This window comes from Bacillus cereus, assembly GCF_002567495.1.
Classification (GTDB): domain Bacteria; phylum Bacillota; class Bacilli; order Bacillales; family Bacillaceae_G; genus Bacillus_A; species Bacillus_A cereus_AQ.
Genome location: NZ_NVAP01000082.1, coordinates 38,586 through 56,963, shown reverse-complemented (window position 1 = coordinate 56,963; position 18,378 = coordinate 38,586). Strand labels below are relative to the sequence as shown.

Sequence of the window (18,378 nt, the reverse complement as noted above, 5' to 3'; positions counted from 1 at the left end):
AGACTATCACATGAGTTATATTTTTATTATACATTGATCATATCAAAAATATTATCATTAGTGAAATTATCATTCATTATTTTGTAATGTTAAAGCTGCCAGCATAATAATAATGTTCACCAAGTTTCATAACAGCTACATATGCTTTATTTATTCTGCTTGCTAAAAGTGGTGGTACTTTATCATTAATTAATCCACTACCTAGGACGATAATAAAGTCTTGATTGTATTTTGGTTTGTTCAATTGATACAAAAAGTAAGTTGTTAAAAAAGTTGATACATGGATAAAGAAATATAAGGCTATTAAAGAAATGCCACCGAAAATAGGGCTGAAATATGAAGGGACAAATCGTTCTGGATCCACAATTGAAAAGATTAAGTATAATAAAATACAGCTACCTAAAATTAAAGTTAAAGAATTAGAAAAGCCCCTGCTCTCTCTTTTTCTTAAAACTCTTGCATTAAGAAAAAGTCCTATCATTAAAAAGAATGCACCAAAGGTATATACTAGTACAATAATTGCAATTGGTATAAATACAATCCGAATTAGAATTAGATTTTCAGAAGAATAACTTACATACTAAGAGTGAGAAATGAAATAATAAACAGATTAAAGAGAAAGCCAATGAGTAAACTTCTCGGATCTTTTAAATAGAAGAATAGGAAAATTGAGAATAAAGCCAGAGTAATCATTACTAAAAACAACATTTTTGTATACACCTCAATTTGTTATAAATATGTTGTGATTTTATACCATATTGTATAAATAGTATAGTGGAATATGAAATGGTTTACATTAATAAAGAAATATTAAAATGTTTATTATCAATTTGTAGTAGGGGTCACCATATTAATCAAAGAAAACTTTAAGAAACACAGAGGTAACAAATCTCTGTGTTTCTTAAAGTTTATGACAGCAATCCTGTCCTACCCCAAACATGAAATCAAAGCTAACCAGTCAAAATGATTATCCAATTTTCGGAAAACACCCCTTATTAAATAGTGCAATTAAAAGTATGTAGGTATATCTAGAATTGTAAATATCAGCAAAACAAGGGGATGAAGATAGTGTATCGAATCTCTAATAAAAGAACCCCCATTATAGACGACGTATATTACTATAACTTATACTTCGAACTACAAATCCAGACCAGACTGTCCGGTCTGGATTAGAGTTAAGATATTAACAAATTAATTTTCTTAATATTCACCTGAGAATTTAGCATATTCCTTCTTATACTATGGATTAAAAGAACCGTAGTATAAGATTCTTTTATTTAAAGATAGTAAACAGCAATCACTGCTACCGAATTATTAATCATGTGCATTATAATTCCCACATATAAACGCCCGGTTAACTTATAAGTACAACCTAAACTAATTCCCAGAAGGAGATATGGAATTGCTTCTAAAGAAAGAAGACTAACATGCACACCCGCAAAAATAGCTGAAGAAACAAGTACACCTAACCAGGAATTTTTAAAAATCCCATGCTGTATAACACCACGATAGACAATTTCTTCTCCAATGGGTGCTACCAGAGCAACAGAAAATGCGAAGACTAAAATGGGTAACGTTATTTGGCTTTCTAATGCAACTTGATTAGATGATTGAAAACTTATAACGTTTGCTAGTAACAGTGGTAGGAATTTACATACTACAGTTAGTACTAGACCTAAAAGTAAGCTCTTTTGCAAACTCATCGTAAAATTATTTTGATTAGTAAAGGGCTCTTTAGATCTACGATAATAAAAATAAATTATTAGAACAATTAACAAATTAATTGCATCAAACGAAAGGCTAATCCCACCAAACTGTTCATCACTAATGAAATAAACTAGTGCGATAATTTGCCTTAAAATCATATAAAACATAAAAATCCCTAACGATATTGCCGACATTTTATTGAATCGACATTGTTTCTTTAATATATCAAACACAAAAAAACCTCCTTGAAATAATTTTAATTCGTAGAACATGATAACAAAGCCTAACTTCTTTTGCACTACTTATATAATTAAAATATAATTTAAATATATCTAAATTATATAATATTAACTTAGAGATAATTATATAAATGGTAGTAGGGGTTACCATATCATTCTGAGAAAATTGTACTCTAAGGAATATCAACCCCTGGTGTTACAGCCTTTTTTAGAGATAACTACATGTACAGAAAGATAAAAAACTAAGCTTAATTGAACATTGATTTATTTACACACTTTTTGAACATGATTATAATTTGGAAAACGTTGATAGTATTGAGTTTTATTCTCTGTTCATTAACATAGGATTTTCTGGACAAATGCCTTTTAACGTACAGGAAACAGCTTAAATGTGCCCAAATTGTATCTAAATGAAACGGTATGGTTAGACCATATAGCACACCTACGGAAATAAGGGGGCTTCTGAGATAAAATATAAACTATGTAACTTCTAATCTNNAGATTAGAAGTTACATAGTTAGATAGAAGTCATTAACTTTAAAAAAAATGTAATTTATAATCCAGATATAGATCATTTATTAAAGGAGTATTCAAATGAAAAAAATTATAAGTTATGCGGTAGTTATTGCTATTTTTATAGGAATAGGATTAGGAGTAAAACGTTATGTACAAGGTCCAGGGCAACCAGTGGATGGGATTTTGGTTAGTGGTACTGCAGCTGAGGTAGAAAAAGTCAAACAAGAATTTAAAGATGATACTAAACAATCAATAGACTATAAAGTAAAATATGTCACAACAATAAGAAAGACCCAATTATCAGAAGAAGATAAGAAGCAAAATGATACAAATGAAGAATTTGAAATCAATACAAAAGAATATGCGGTTATTAATAGTTCTACTGCGGTAAAATTATTTAATAAGGGACTTCTAAGAGCTAGAAAAGATCCAAATTCAGCGTCTACTATTTCCGAGATGGTGAAAGATAAAAATAAAGTATCTAGTGATCAGAATCTATTATTTTCTCTTGTGTTCTATAATTCTACAGGGGATAATCCTACAGTTGAAAATTTTGAAAATAACCAGTTGAATTTGAACGGTAAGATGGTATCTGCACAGTATGTTAAACAACAAATTTGGATTGGATATGAACCAATGGACCTTGTTATTCTAAAAGACCAAGACTATAATGCAATTCCTGAATCAGAGTCAATAATGAAATTGATTCAATTTAAAAAACGTAATTTTGATTATAAAAACAAACAAGAAGTAGCAAAGGTCTTAAAAGAGTTAAATAAAACCTCTCCAATTAGTGAGAAGAAAATAAACTTCGTAGAAGTACAGGACTAATTTAAAATAAGGATAAGGTGATATAAATGGAAATCGTAAGAATAGAAGATGTAGTCAAAAGTTATGGTGAAGGTAACAGCAGGATAGATGCTCTAAAGGGTATAAACCTTACAATACATCAGGGGGAATTTGTTTCAATCGTAGGAGCTTCTGGCTCAGGTAAAAGTACATTGTTGCATATTTTGGGCGGGTTGGATCGCCCAAGTTCAGGAGAAGTATTTATTGGAGAGAACAATATTTATAATTATCCAGATAATGAACTTTCGATATTTAGAAGAAGAAAAGTTGGATTTATATTTCAGTTCTTTAATTTAATTCCAGTATTAAATGTGCAGGAGAATATAGCTTTACCCACTTTACTAGATAATGAACCTGTAGATAATTCTTATATGGACGAAATCGTTGAAATTCTAGGACTTCATGAAAGAAGAAATCATTTACCATCTGAATTATCAGGAGGTCAGCAACAACGGGTTTCGATTGGGAGAGCACTTATAAATCGTCCACATTTGATTTTAGCTGATGAGCCTACAGGAAATCTTGATACCCAAAATACAAAAGAAGTCATGGATTTATTAAGATTGACAGCACAAAAATATAATCAAACTATTGTATTGATTACTCACGATTTAAAAATTGCATCAACTTCTGACCGTATTATTACAATTGAAGATGGCCAAATCATTTCCGATCAGTGGCTAGCAACGAGTAAGCCTAAGACGGGAGGAAACTAATTTTGATTGGTAATTATAAACAATTAAGTAGGAGATACTTGAAGGGGAATATGAAACGAACAATTTTAACTTTGATCGGAATCATACTCTCTGTAGCGTTAATTTCTACAATCGGCCTATTTATGAACGGGACTCAGATTACTCAAATCGAGAATGCGAAAAAGAGGCAAGGGTATTCTTTTCATGCTGTTGTATTGAATTACGATGAATCGATATTAAAAAAAATTAAATACAATCCACAAATTGAATCATTTGGTTTAATGTCACAGGGAGATACAGTCCAAGTCGGAGAGGCTGCTGTACAAATGAATTTTGCTGACGATAACGCCTTGGAGTTTTTAAAATACAGTATTATTAAGGGCCGATTGCCATCTAATGATCGAGAAGTTGCTGTTGATCCCTGGGTATTACCTCATATAAAAGAAAATATCCAAATAGGTGAATCATTTGAATTAAATGAAAAAAAATACAAATTGGTTGGTTTTCTAAGTGATCGTGCATATACACAGGAAAATAAAGTGGGACGGTTACTAACCTATAAGCGTGAGTTTAGCGCTGGGGAAGGAAAAATATTAGTCGGAATTAATCCAAAAGCCAACTTTAATGAGGTTTTAGAGGGAATCACGACCCTTTCCGGAAAAAATAATAATATTAATATAAATAAAGAATTAATTCAATTAGAGAAACCAGGTTACAATAATTCGATTATGGCTACGCTAATTATTACAATCAGCATTGTTGTGATAGCGACAGTTGTTGTGATTTACAACGCTTTTCAAATCAGTGTCGTGGAACGAACGAAGCAGTTTGGTTTGTTGAGAAGCATTGGAGCAACACGAAAGCAAATTAGACAAATCGTGCTGAGAGAAGCTACTTTCCTGGCTGTTATCGCTATACCATTTGGAATTATATGCAGCCTAATAGCACTTGCCTCTCTTCAATTCACTTTTTCACTTTTAACGGAAAATAGTAAAGAGGTCTCGTTATTCTATGTTGATTGGAAGATTTTATTAATCAGTTCGATTATTACCTTCTTTTCTGTAATAGCGTCAAGTTTGTATCCAGCTTATGTTGCAGGGAAAATCTCTCCATTGTTAGCAATCAGCAGCAGGTTGTCAATTAAAAAAGAACAAATCAAAAAACAAAAGAATTCCATGTTGAGAAAACCTTTATCTTTTCCTTTGAGCATGGCTATGAAAAATGTGAAGCGAAATAAAAATCGTTATACCATTACAATTTTATCAATTATTATAAGTAGTGTGTTATTTATTACTTTCTCATATTTAATGAATGTTGCATTTGCATCTAAATCTTATACTAAATTATCTATTAAATCGGATATTACAATTAATATAGAGGATAATAATTCAGATCATTTAGTTGAAAGTAAACAAGTTTTGAATCAATTGAAATCACTTGGAAATATATCTAATGTATACAAAAATAAGAAGAATAGTTTTGAAACTAAATTAAAGGATGTAACTCAATCTTCCGCGACAGTTGAGGAAATAAAAAACACGATTGGAAAAAGATATTCCATTGCAATCGTAAATAATTATCAAGAAAATAAAGCAAAAAAAGAAGAAAAACTTACTTTACAAGTGCTTGCATATGGTTTTATCACAGTCATTTCTTTAATTAGTAGCGTTAACATCCTCAATACTATAACTATAAGCATCATGACTAGACGAAAAGAATTGGCCGCGTTGAAATCCATTGGTATGTCACAAAAGGATTTGAAAAAAATGATTACCTATGAAGCCCTGATTTACGGTTTTTCTGGAAGTTTACAAGGAATCTTTTTTGGTTGTATACTGTCATATATTATATATGTAGCTATTTCTGATATGTTGAAAATGGCATGGACGATTCCTTATGAGGCTTGTATCGTTACGTTTGTTTCAGCTTTAATAATTAGTTATTTATCAGTCTTAAATCCATTGAAAAAAATTCAACAAGATAATATTATTGATACTATCAGAGAAGAGTAATATTATAGGCCTGGCTAGATTATAGTCAGGCTATTATGATTGGAGAATAAGCTAGGGGAAGAAAAAGGAGAGGGCATACTTGAATAGAAAAATATTACTAGTTGAAGATGATGAAGCTCTTGGCTTAGCCATCGAATTTTCATTGAGAAATGAAGGTTATGAGGTAATTAGAGCGTCTAGTGTACAAGAAGCAAAATACCAGTTTGTTCACAATACATTTGATTTGTTCATCCTTGATATCGGTCTACCAGATGGTAATGGTTATGACTTATGTTTATATTTTAAAAGGCAAAACGAAAAATCGATTATTATTTTCTTAACTGCACTAGATGAGGAAGCAAATGTGGTAATGGGACTGGATATAGGCGGAGATGATTATATAACCAAACCCTTTCGGGTTAGGGAACTCATGGCTAGAGTGAAAGTACAATTGCGCAAACAGGCAGCGCTTGAAACACCTGCTCAGATTTTAAAATCTGAGAATATAAGAATCGATACGAACCTAGTCAAGGTTTATAAAGATTGTGAAAGTATTACATTGACGAATTTAGAATACAAGCTTCTATTGAATTTCATGATGAATTCTCATAAAGCCTTAAAAAGAGATGAGCTCCTACTAAAAATAACGGAAGGAGATAATGTCTTTTTTGATGAAAATACGTTATCTGTATACATTAAGCGTTTAAGGGCTAAAGTTGAAGACAATCCCCAAAAACCACAGTTTATTGTTACTGAAAGAGGATATGGTTATCGTTGGAGTAAGGACGTGATTGGGTGAGCAAGATAATGAAAAATACTGAAATGAAAAGCTATATGACAATATTAACCGTTCTTTTATCTTTATTTACGATTTACCAATTTATTACTCAGCAATTATTCTATGATCATTTAAAACGCGACTCTATTGCAACCTGGGGGGGAATTACGGCTAGGTTGGTTGAGCAAAATCCTGAAAATGAAGCTGAAATTATGAAAGCCTTAACAAATCATTCGTCTCATTCAAGTGAATATCAAGAAAAAGGGACAGAGATCCTAAAGCAATATGGATTATACGAAGACTTGGAATCAAAATTTTTCCCCCATTTAAATAATCTAATTTTTGACCACAATCAATTTATTATTTGGGGATTGATTGTTTTTGGTTTTTTGCTTTTTTTTGCAAACTACATGCAACAAAAAATTATTTTCAATAAAATTAGCCAGCTTACTAGTGCTGCAAAAAAAATAATCGAGGGAGATTACTCGGTTGTCATAAATGAAAATAAAGAAGGGGATTTCGCGAAATTGGCAATTTCATTTCGCTCAATGAAGGACATCATTAGAAAAAATATGCATGATTTGCTTGAAGAAAAGCGATTTTTAGGAGAAATGTTGCAGGATATATCTCATCAGTTAAAAACACCGCTCTCAACGATCTCTATCTATAATGAAATGTTAGTAAGTGAAAAGCTATGCCGCGAGCAACAAGTTAAATTATTGCAAAATAATGATATTCAAATATCTAGAATGAATGTCTTAATTCAGAATTTGTTAAAAGTAGCAAAAATTGATGCAAAAGCTATTTCGTTTGATAAAGAGCCAGGGAATTTAGTAGATACGACTAATGAAGTTCTAAATCGCTTGCAAAGCATGATAAGTGATAAAAATATATTGATTGATTGGAATGAACCGGGAGAAATAGTCGTTATTCACGACAAATTATGGATGCAGGAAGCTTTGTTAAACCTGTTGAAGAATGCAATCGAACATTCTAAACCGGGTGGTAAAATAATGATTCAGGCCAAAAATTCTCCAATCTATACAGAACTAATGATTCAAGACTTTGGAGAGGGAATTTCAGCTGAAGAATTACCACATATTTTTGAACGATTCTATAAATCAAGTAGTTCTAAAAAGCACGGTTCGACCGGAATTGGGTTGGCACTTGTCAAAGCTATTATTGAGGCACATCACGCCTTGATTACAGTTGAAAGCGAAAAAAATGCTTATACAAAATTTACAATTACTTTTATGAAATTTTAAATTAGAATTATAGCCAAAATCTATTAAATAATGGATATGTGGTGAAATTCCATCATCTTCATCATGTTTGACCTCCAGGAAATAAAAAGTTAAACTATTCTTGTACTCGAAGTACTACAATAGTACTGAAGAGATAATAACTTTACTATTTTGGTATGAGGTGAATAAATGATGAAAGATCGGATTGCCAAAACTGCTATTGCACTTTTTCATGTAAGGGGAATAAAATTCACCATGAGTGATTTAGCTCGTGATCTAGGTGTAAGCAAAAGTACGCTTTACGAGCATTTTCCATCTAAGGACGCGCTTATTGGTTATGTAGTTGAGCAAATAAATGAAGAAGCCCAAATACGTTTTCGAGAAATTATCGAAAACTCGAATTTGACCATACCCGAAAAATTAAAAGGGATTCTTTTAATTGTGCCCAAGGATTTTCAGCACAGCTTCTTACGTTTATTGATTGAACTGCGACGTTACCACCCAGAGCAGTGGACAAAAATAGAACAAGGCATAAATGAAGAATGGGAGGTAATTACTGGGCTAGTTGAAGAGGGCATCAATAGTGGTGTTTTACGTTCACTGGACATTCCAGTACTAATCCAAACACTCAAAACGTTAATGACATCAATTTTTGAACAGGGCAGTATAGCTTCTAACCAAATTTCGCTACAAGAGTCACTTGCAATGATGGTCGATATCATATTGCATGGAATCACAAGTAATGATTAAATAGTACTTCTACATAAAAAATGAGTAGGATCACAATAACCATATAGGTTAACGTGATCCTGCTCATTTTTATTTTTATGCCGATTTTACGAAAGGGGAATTATACTTTACAGGCTGGAAGAAATCGGTATAATATAAAGTGTAGTACCAAAAATAATTTTATGGTACTGAAGGTACATATTGAGACAACCAGAGATGAAAACGAAAAGTTAGTACTTATAGATTGTTTTTTCAATTTGGCTGGGATGTCCTTGAAGATAAAATACAGGTATAGGAGGAATGTAAATGGATTTTTTCGAGACTGTTTTAATCATTGTGAATTTTAGTATTCTAGGCTGTACACTTTTTTTTAGTGAGAAAATAAAGCGATGGTCTATCTTCAGCCTAACGGTTGCCTTCGGCGTGGTTGTTGTGCAGCTTATCGTAGAAGGCTATCGCTGGCAGATGATTCCGGCTTATTTCTCCCCAGTTATTTTAACAATCTACTATTTATTTGCTGAACCAAAAAAGAACGTTAAAAGTATTGTTGCAGTCACAGCTAAGACATTGCTGCTGGTCATTTATTTGACTATTGCGGTCATGCTTCCTTCCCTCATGCCGGTTGTTTTATTTGAAAAAACGAACGGTCCTTTCAAGGTTGGTACTACACTTTATCATTGGATTGATTATCAGCGAGAAGAACCTTATTTGAAAGAGTTGAACGACCGGCGCGAGCTGATGGTTCAGGTTTGGTATCCTGCAAAGGAAAAAGGAGAGATGAATCGCGCACCTTATATTCATAACTCGGATGAAATTGCCAAGGGATTGGAAAAATCATTGTCTATTCCAGCATTCGCATTTCACCATCTAGGCTTGGTGAAATGCGAATGCATTCATGGAAGCTCAATTGTCAGATTCAGAGAAACATTATCCGATTCTAATTTTTTCCCATGGTTTAAGCGGTTTTCGCAATCAAAACACTTTTGAGGTGGAGGAGCTGGCCAGCCAAGGTTATATCGTCGTAGGCATTGATCATACCTATGATGCTGCAGCTACCGTCTTTCCAGATGGCAGAACCGCTTTTGTACAGTCGCTCAATTTAAATGATTTTGCCGAACGAGATCGCCATATTAAATTATGGAAGGAAGATGTTGTCTTTGTACTTAATCAAATAGAGAAGCTTAACCAAAATGATAAAGACAATCGCTTTACAGGAAGAATGGATACATCCCGAATTGGAATGTTTGGCCATTCTTATGGTGGAGCTACAGCTGCGCAAGTATTAGTGGAAGACACTCGTGTCAAAGCAGCCATCGATATGGATGGTACATTATATGGGGAAAATGTTCCGAAAACTGGAGTCGGAAAACCGTTTTTGATTATGAATGCAGAGATTAGTGATGATTCCACGGAAGATTTTTTAGAGGGAAAAGTTCGTAGTGACCATGCACTTGCAGGTGGAGGCATGTCAATGGTTATTCCCCATACTAATCATACAAGTTTCACTGATTTTCATTTGTTCTCTCCTTTGTTACGAAGCTCAGATGAAGATCCAAGTTATGTTCACCGTATTATAAACGAATTCAGTCTTGCTTTTTTTGACCGATATGTGAAACAGATAGACGATAGTTCTACGCTTGAAAAATTGGACTCCAAATACCCAGAAGTGAAATTTAAAGTAAATGAATGAAAATGTCTTTTCATATATTTGCTAGCAGTTGGGTATATATTTTAATCTTTTTAATATGAATATAGAGGAGTTTTTTTATGTTTAATAGATTGAAGTATTTTCTTTTATCTGAGAAAGAAATAGTTGAAACAGTGAAAAATTACAATGAGGAAAAAATACACGTTTCCATAATAAAAGATATTTTAGGGGATTTAATCTTAATAAGAACTTTTATATTTTTAGCGTTTGTTCCAATATCAACTTTTATTTTTTCAGTTATAATTTATGGAGCTGTTTTCTTTTTATCCGGTATTAAGATTACTGTTTGGGGCATCACTATAATGTTATTGGTTCCAATAACATTACTTTTCTATATGAATATAACTAATACATCAATTATTATTACTGATTTAGTGAAGAAATTTTTATTAACCATAAAATATTTAAATCCATTTTACTCAATGTTAAATAAACCTTGGCTATTTATTTTTGAATTATTATTCGGTTTTTTATATGTCTTTGTGCTATCTTTGTTTTCTATTTGGATAGTATTACATTCATTAGAAATAGATTTCTCTGAATTTAGTTCGGAGGATAATCGAAGTTTCCAATTTTCAATTACTATTTTGCATACAGCGGTTTATTTGTTTATAAGAGTTCATGGCCAACCTTGTAAGACAACTAAGCAAAAAATTAAAAAGCTGAAAATGAAATTTTATTTATGGTTTTGTTCTATGATTGCAAGTATTGTATATATATTTGAATCACTCTTTAATCATATGAATGGAATTCAAGCATTTTATTTTATTTTTGTTTTAATGATTGCTTTAGAAAGAACAGTGACACATTACAAGAAATTTATAGATTTTTTAGAATCTGAAGGCCTATATGAAAAACAATTGTAGAAAAAGAAGTCTTTTTAAATTCAAAAAGTTATACCTACTAAGTATTAGAAGAGTAAAAAAACGTTATTCTTTACCTAAAATGATAGGAAAGGATAGCGTTTTTGTATGACTATTTTTGTATTTGATGAATCATGATTAGTTGCTCAAGAAATTCAAAGCTTTTTATCTCAAGATTTCTTATGAAATCTTGCCAGAGAAATTGGTTTCGTGCAACGAACTTGTAAATTCCCCAAAAAATATTTACTCAATTCTTGAGTTTGGATGGAAGTAGAAAGAGATTCTATACTGTCTTATTTAATATTAATTTATATTAAAATTCATGTAATGTAATATGAAATAATACATTTTATAATAATCTATTAAGATAAAATGATATATTTTTGAATGGAATATATAAATGGAGGAATTGTTATGAACAAGAATTTGAAATTTACTCAACTGATACTTGGTATTAGTACAATGGCATTATCATTTGGAAGTATTCAAACGCAAGTATCAGCAGAGGAAAAAGCACCGTATAATGTGTTACAAGTGAAACCAATTGGGACAGAAACTTCTAAAGATGAAATTGTACATGCTACAAAAGCAGAAGAAACATTGACTTTTGAAGAGCGATTAAAAGTAGGTGACTTTTCACAAAGACCTACTCCGCTTATGAAACGTGATGAAAGTCAATTAAAGCAAAGCTACACCCTGGCAGAACTAGATAAAATGCCTGATAACGAACTCATTAATACACTATCAAAAATTTCTTGGAATCAAATTACTGATTTATTTCAATTCAATCAAGATACGAAAGCTTTTTATGAGAATAAAGAACGCATGAACGTTATCATTAATGAATTAGGACAACGAGGAAGGGCGTTTACGAAAGAGGACTCAAAAGGAATTGAAACATTTGTTGAAGTATTACGTTCTGCTTTTTATGTAGGATATTATAATAATGAATTAAATTACTTAAAAGAGAGAGGCTTCCATGACAAATGTTTACCAGCATTAAAAGCAATTGCAAAAAATCCAAACTTTACATTAGGTACAGCCGAGCAAGATAGAGTAGTAGCAGCGTATGGAAAATTAATTAGTAATGCTTCTAGTGACACTGAAACAGTACAGTATGCGGTAAATATTTTAAAACAATATAATGATAACCTTTCTACGTATGTAAGTGATTATGCAAAAGGACAAGCTGTATATGAAATTGTAAAAGGAATTGATTATGATATACAGTCTTATTTACAGGATACGAATAAGAAACCTAATGAAACAATGTGGTATGGAAAGATTGATACCTTTATAAATGAGGTTAGTAGAATTGCTCTCGTGGGGAAGGTAACAAATGAAAATAGTTGGTTAATTAATAATGGCATTTATTATGCAGGACGTTTAGGGAAATTTCATAGTAATCCAAACAAAGGGTTGGAAGTTATTACACAAGCGATGAGCTTGTATCCTCGTTTAAGTGGAGCGTATTTTGTAGCAGTAGAACAAATTAAAACAAACTATGGTGGAAAAGATTATAGTGGAAATGAAGTAGATTTACAAAAAATACGTGAAGAAGGGAAACAACAATATTTACCTAAAACATATATATTTGATGACGGATCTATTGTCTTTAAGACGGGAGATAAAGTAACAGAAGAAAAAATTAAGAGATTATATTGGGCAGCCAAGGAAGTAAAAGCACAATATCACCGTGTAATTGGAAATGATAAAGCACTAGAACCGGGTAATGCTGATGATGTACTAACAATAGTAATTTATAATAATCCAGATGAATATCAATTAAATAGACAATTATATGGATATGAAACAAATAACGGTGGAATTTATATTGAAGAGAAGGGGACTTTCTTTACGTATGAGCGTACGCCAAAGCAGAGTATTTATAGTTTAGAAGAGTTATTCCGTCATGAATTCACTCATTATTTACAAGGAAGATATGAGGTTCCTGGTTTATTTGGAAGCGGAGAAATGTATCAAAACGAACGATTAACTTGGTTCCAAGAAGGGAATGCAGAATTTTTTGCAGGATCTACACGTACAAATAATGTTGTGCCACGTAAAAGTATAATAAGTGGCTTATCATCTGATCCAGCAAGCCGTTATACAGCAAAGCAAACTTTGTTCGCCAAATATGGATCTTGGGACTTTTATAAGTATTCCTTTGCACTACAGTCTTATTTGTATAATCATCAATTTGGCACATTTGATAAGCTTCAAGATTTAATTCGCGCAAACGATGTGAGAAATTATGATGCGTATCGTGAATCATTAAGCAAAAATACACAATTAAATGCAGAATATCAAACGTATATGCAGCAGTTGATTGATAATCAAGAGAAATACAATGTACCGCAAGTAACAAATGATTATTTAATACAACACGCACCAAAGCCGTTAGCTGAAGTGAAAAAAGAAATTGTAGATGTAGCAAATATAAAAGATGCAAAAATTAAAAAACATGAGTCGCAATTCTTTAATACATTTAGCGTGGAAGGAAAGTATACAGGTAGTACATCAAAAGGTGAGTCTGAAGATTGGAAAGCGATGAGTAAACAAGTAAACCAAACTTTAGAGCAATTATCCCAAAATGGGTGGAGTGGCTATAAAACAGTTACAGCTTATTTTGTAAACTATCGTGTAAATGCAGCTAATCAGTATGAATATGATATTGTTTTTCATGGTGTTGCGACCGAGGAAAAAGAAAAAACGGCTACTATAGTAAATATGAATGGACCATACAGCGGGATAGTAAATGAAGAAATTCATTTCCATAGCGATGGTACAACAAGTGAAAATGGAAAAGTTATTTCTTATCTATGGAACTTTGGGGATGGTACAACAAGTACAGAAGCGAATCCTACCCACGTGTATGGAGAAAAAGGAACATATACCGTGGAATTAACAGTGAAAGATAGTAGAGGAAAAGAAAGTAAAGAACAAACAAAAGTTACTGTAAAACAAGATCCGCAAACAGGTGGATCCCTCGAAGAAGAGAAGGTACTTTCGTTTAATACGCTTGTAAAAGGAAATTTGATTACGCCTGATCAGACAGATGTTTATATGTTTGATGTTACAGTTCCAAAAGAAGTAGATGTTTCTGTGATAAATGAACAAAATATTGGGATGACATGGGTACTTTATCATGAATCAGACATGCAAAATTACGTAGCTTGTGGTGAAGATAAAGGTAATGCTATAAAGGGAAAATTCGTAGCGAAACCAGGGAAATATTATTTGAATGTATATAAATTCGATGATAAAAATGGTGAATATTCATTATTAGTAAAATAAATTTATTTGTGGTGAGTAGTTCAATAAAGCCCTAATTATTCATACCCAACCGCGCTGAAAAAACGGTATTCTTTCTATCTAAGATGTAGAAGGAATATCGTTTATTTTTTTGACAAAATTAAGGGGTGACGTTCATGGAAATGGATAACATCATTCGTATTTTACGTAAAGAGAAAAAGTTTTCCAAAGAAGATTTAGCTAATTTTCTTGGCGTAACGGTTGATTAAAATTTCACTTTATTACTTGTAAAGGGGTATTCAATGTATCGTACTATCGAAAAATCCAAATTTAATCAATGAATTGCGATAAAATCTGTTCGGAAATAATGAAATTTTAGGAAAAATAAGGTACACTAGTCTATGATTTTAGTTGAAAATCGCTTGACGTTAATGTATATGGGGGAAAGATTGATGAACAACAATACAATAAATGAATCAGTTGAAGAAGTTGATCAAAAACGAGTAAGATCGAGTAAACGTTTTACAAATTGGAAGTTTATTGCAACGGGTATTGGTGTAATTGCACTTCTTATTGGGGGAATGAGTTATTATCAGGCAACTCACTTCAATTCGAATGTCACGATTAACGACACAAAGATTGGTGGTCTGAGCGCTGATCAAGCAATACAGAAATTAAAAACATCTGGATTAGCAAACAAAGTCTATGTTGATCAACAACAAATTTTAGATGAAAAAGAAACAAAAACGGAACTTACGGAAAAAGATTTGCCTCAAGTTAAGAAACTATTAAAAGGCCAGTGGACATTTTTCCCTTCTTCAAAGGAAAAAAATTATTCATTGTTACCAGAGAAGGCAGATCAGTATCGTAGTGAAACGATGAAAAAACTTGTAGAAGAAAAGCTCATCTCTATGAATGAAAAGTTAAAAGCGCCTCAAGATGCTATGGCGAAGCTAGAACAAGGAAAAATTGTTATCTCGAAAAGTGTTGAAGGAAAACAGTATGATATTACTAGTCTATTGAAAGATTACGACAAGCAGAAGTATAAAAGCGAAATTCATCTGAAGTCAGCATACATAAAGCCTATTAAAGAAGACGATCCGATTGTCAAAAAAGAGGAGAAAGCACTGCAGAATCTTCTTGGGCAGTCTGTTGAGTATAAAGTGCAAAATGAAGTGTATCCTTTAAAAGCGAAAGATTTAATTCAAAATGCCTCTATGTCAAAGGATATGAAAGTTACAATTGATGGGAGCGATATTAAGAATAAGGTTGCTGAAATTAATAATGCTAAATCAACATTAAATAAAGATTTCGCATTTAAAACTCATTCTGGTTCAGTTATATCAGTAAAAGGACAAGGTTATGGCTGGGCACTAGATGTTGAAAAAGAAACAAAACAAGTTCAACAAGCCTTTGAAAAAGGTGATAACTCACTTTCTGCTTCTAATATTCACGGAAATGGTTGGGAGAAGGAAGGGATCGGTTATAAAACAACATCGAATAATGGCATTGGAGACACATATGCGGAAGTTTCAATTGCCGATCAACAAATTTGGATTTACAAAGATGGAAAATTAGTTGTCACAACAAATGTAGTAACTGGTAAACATAGTACGGGTGAAGATACATCACCAGGAGTTTGGTACGTCCTATATAAACGAACACCATACACGCTCAAAGGCAGCGCAGTAGGTAAGGCTGATTATGCAGTTAAAGTAGATTACTGGGTCCCATTCACAAATAGCGGTCAAGGATTCCACGATGCCGGTTGGCGGAAAGACTGGGCAAATAATGCTTATTTAACAGGAGGATCAGGTGGATGTGTTAACCTTGTTCCTAATGTTGCAAAAACTGTGTATGATAGTTTGAACACGTATGATCCAGTAATCGTGTACTAAAAAATAGTAATCGTGCGTGAAGCGATGTATGTATGAAAAACTTAAATGGATAAAAAAGCAGGGAGTCACGAGAGTGATTTCGTGCTTTTTTGTGCATATACAACGTGGTACACTGGATATTGAAGTTAGATTTAAATAATTTTATTAGTACCCAGAAGAAACAAATTGGAAAGTGATTAAAATTGACAATGAATATCATTTTCATTTAATATGAAGTCGGTACATTTTATTGAAGATGATTTTTGTGGGAAAAGTCTACTTTTCTATTAATGTAATAGATTACCATTAAGGTGCCACTTTCAAAAATTATCACTGATTTTATATGAATTTAAGCGCAGGAAGGGATAAAATAAAAATGAATTGGAAAAAAGGCGGATTATGGATTATTATTTTTTTCATTGTAAAAGGTACGATTTCTACACTTTTAATCGTTACAGGTGCTAAATATTTTAATTTATCATCTATGCAAATTTTAGTACTAATACTGATTTTATTACTGATTTCCGTAATAGGACGTAAACTCCTTTACAGATATAAACAAAACAAAAAAACAAAAAGAGCTAAATATATAATGAAGCCCCAGAAACCTTTGGATTTCTGGGGTTTTACTTATAAAAATTTATAGTTTATAAAACAAAAAACTCCGTATTATTTGACTTCTAGTAACAATTTATATGATCAAGAATAATTGAGCTAATAGATTTCGTTAAATTGCCATGATTTTTTTGTAACCGAATAGATTCATTACCGTTTCAGACCTATGTATTCATTCATAACCTAACAGTAAAAGGGGGGATAATTGAAGGTATGGCGGTTAATGAGGAATCAATTTGTCAACAGTTTGCAAGAATTATCGGTGGTCAAGAAGGCTTCGCCGGTGGGAAATGCGTGGCAACAATAAACCGAGATGAAATACGAGCAACAATCTTGGGAAAACGTTTTAGAGTAACAACTTCTTTCTCATTCGAATCAAGAGATAATAAAACTGGACGGGCATTGTGTCTAGGTCGGGTAGCGCTTTTACAAAAGGAAGTCACTGAATTTGTTGCTACAATTATTAAACAAGGAATAATCGTTTCGTCTATACACAATGAGTGGTTATGTGATGATCCAAATTTAATTTATGTGAATATCGAAGACGTTGATGATCCACTAATTTTTGCAAGAAAAGTCAGAAGAGCATTGTGTAATTAACTAATTTTTTTAGTTAATTGAGTGATTACGTTAAATAGAAGATTTTAACGTGTTGAATGTTATATTTGGAAAATAGATTTAAGTGGATGGATTTATAAAATGAAAGAAGGCGTTCTGTATTTGGAATGCCTTTTCTTGATGATTTTGTTGCTAATGTGGGTGGTTACTTTATTTTAATTGATTATATGTTGCTTGTTTTGCAACAATAAGAACTCGGTGGAGTACCCTAAGAAATACATTCTTGCCCTAGATGACATTTTAGCTTAATAGCAATGAGCTCCCGATTGTGGAAAATCTCCAGACTTCTATTAGCTGGTTAGTTGAAGAAGTATTTGTTCCACAACTCTTAAGGTATTGTAATATAAAAAAATCATCCTTCTGCAATCCATTCAAATGGTTCAATCTCCACATCTTATGAATTCCATGAAAGTGCTAAACCTAAGCAAACGAATTAACTATCCTATGCAAGAAAGTTTAGGTAGCTAATAGCATATGTTTTATTGAAAGGGTGTGATTGGATTATGGATCGACCGAATTGGGGAATTGGAGGATTAGTATTCGTTGGCTGCATGTTTCTTGGTGGAGGAGTGGGATCTATGTTAGGAAATGCCCAAACTGGATGGCTAATAGGAATGGGTGTTGGCTTTCTTGGGATGGCTTTAACGAAACTGATTAGAAAGTAATATAACGGGGATTTTTTTCCGGTAAATAA

General features: G+C 32.3%; 12 protein-coding genes and 3 pseudogenes. 13 read left to right on the top strand and 2 right to left on the bottom strand.

Going from position 1 to position 18,378, the window contains the following annotated elements:
- Positions 1–142 precede the first annotated feature (142 nt).
- Positions 143–705, bottom strand: a pseudogene (locus COK05_RS31970) (YdcF family protein); the annotation flags it as partial.
- Positions 706–1,277: 572 nt separating this feature from the next.
- Positions 1,278–1,940 carry a CPBP family intramembrane glutamic endopeptidase gene (locus COK05_RS29680; protein WP_255290365.1) on the bottom strand — a complete coding sequence of 221 codons (663 nt, stop codon included), beginning with the start codon at positions 1,938–1,940 and terminating at the stop codon, positions 1,278–1,280.
- 600 nt (positions 1,941–2,540) lie between these two features.
- On the opposite strand from COK05_RS29680, the gene COK05_RS29675 reads away from it, so the two are divergent.
- The 13 genes and pseudogenes from COK05_RS29675 to COK05_RS31505 all read left to right on the top strand — a co-directional run bounded on the left by COK05_RS29675 (position 2,541) and on the right by COK05_RS31505 (position 18,349).
- The gene (locus tag COK05_RS29675) at positions 2,541–3,293 is read left to right on the top strand and encodes a lipoprotein BA_5634 family protein (RefSeq protein ID WP_098615378.1); all 753 of its coding nucleotides are present in this window, start codon (positions 2,541–2,543) and stop codon (positions 3,291–3,293) included.
- 26 nt (positions 3,294–3,319) lie between these two features.
- The gene (locus tag COK05_RS29670; protein WP_098615377.1) at positions 3,320–4,027 is read left to right on the top strand and encodes an ABC transporter ATP-binding protein; all 708 of its coding nucleotides are present in this window, start codon (positions 3,320–3,322) and stop codon (positions 4,025–4,027) included.
- A 2-nt stretch (positions 4,028–4,029) separates the two neighbouring features.
- Positions 4,030–6,018: an ABC transporter permease gene (locus COK05_RS29665; protein ID WP_098615376.1), complete on the top strand. Its 1,989-nt coding sequence runs from the start codon at positions 4,030–4,032 to the stop codon at positions 6,016–6,018.
- Between the two features lie 79 nt (positions 6,019–6,097).
- The gene (locus COK05_RS29660) at positions 6,098–6,796 is read left to right on the top strand and encodes a response regulator transcription factor (protein ID WP_098615375.1); all 699 of its coding nucleotides are present in this window, start codon (positions 6,098–6,100) and stop codon (positions 6,794–6,796) included.
- An 8-nt stretch (positions 6,797–6,804) separates the two neighbouring features.
- Complete coding sequence (locus COK05_RS29655) at positions 6,805–8,040, top strand: HAMP domain-containing sensor histidine kinase (protein ID WP_098615374.1); 1,236 nt, start codon at positions 6,805–6,807, stop codon at positions 8,038–8,040.
- 168 nt (positions 8,041–8,208) lie between these two features.
- The gene (locus COK05_RS29650; RefSeq protein WP_098615373.1) at positions 8,209–8,769 is read left to right on the top strand and encodes a TetR/AcrR family transcriptional regulator; all 561 of its coding nucleotides are present in this window, start codon (positions 8,209–8,211) and stop codon (positions 8,767–8,769) included.
- A 285-nt stretch (positions 8,770–9,054) separates the two neighbouring features.
- Positions 9,055–10,438 (top strand): annotated as a pseudogene (locus COK05_RS29645) (alpha/beta hydrolase family protein).
- Positions 10,439–10,515: 77 nt separating this feature from the next.
- On the top strand, positions 10,516–11,322 hold the full coding sequence (locus COK05_RS29640; protein WP_098615372.1) for a hypothetical protein: 807 nt from the start codon (positions 10,516–10,518) through the stop codon (positions 11,320–11,322).
- A 411-nt stretch (positions 11,323–11,733) separates the two neighbouring features.
- Positions 11,734–14,616 carry a collagenase ColA gene (gene colA, locus COK05_RS29635; protein ID WP_098615371.1) on the top strand — a complete coding sequence of 961 codons (2,883 nt, stop codon included), beginning with the start codon at positions 11,734–11,736 and terminating at the stop codon, positions 14,614–14,616.
- Between the two features lie 410 nt (positions 14,617–15,026).
- A complete protein-coding gene (locus COK05_RS29630; protein WP_098615370.1) occupies positions 15,027–16,472 on the top strand; it encodes a L,D-transpeptidase in 1,446 nt (481 codons plus the stop codon).
- A 355-nt stretch (positions 16,473–16,827) separates the two neighbouring features.
- Positions 16,828–17,044 (top strand): annotated as a pseudogene (locus COK05_RS29625) (hypothetical protein).
- A gap of 235 nt (positions 17,045–17,279) precedes the next feature.
- On the top strand, positions 17,280–17,666 hold the full coding sequence (locus COK05_RS29620; protein ID WP_141539304.1) for a DUF1259 domain-containing protein: 387 nt from the start codon (positions 17,280–17,282) through the stop codon (positions 17,664–17,666).
- A gap of 521 nt (positions 17,667–18,187) precedes the next feature.
- On the top strand, positions 18,188–18,349 hold the full coding sequence (locus COK05_RS31505; RefSeq protein ID WP_176539474.1) for a hypothetical protein: 162 nt from the start codon (positions 18,188–18,190) through the stop codon (positions 18,347–18,349).
- Positions 18,350–18,378: the final 29 nt, after the last annotated feature.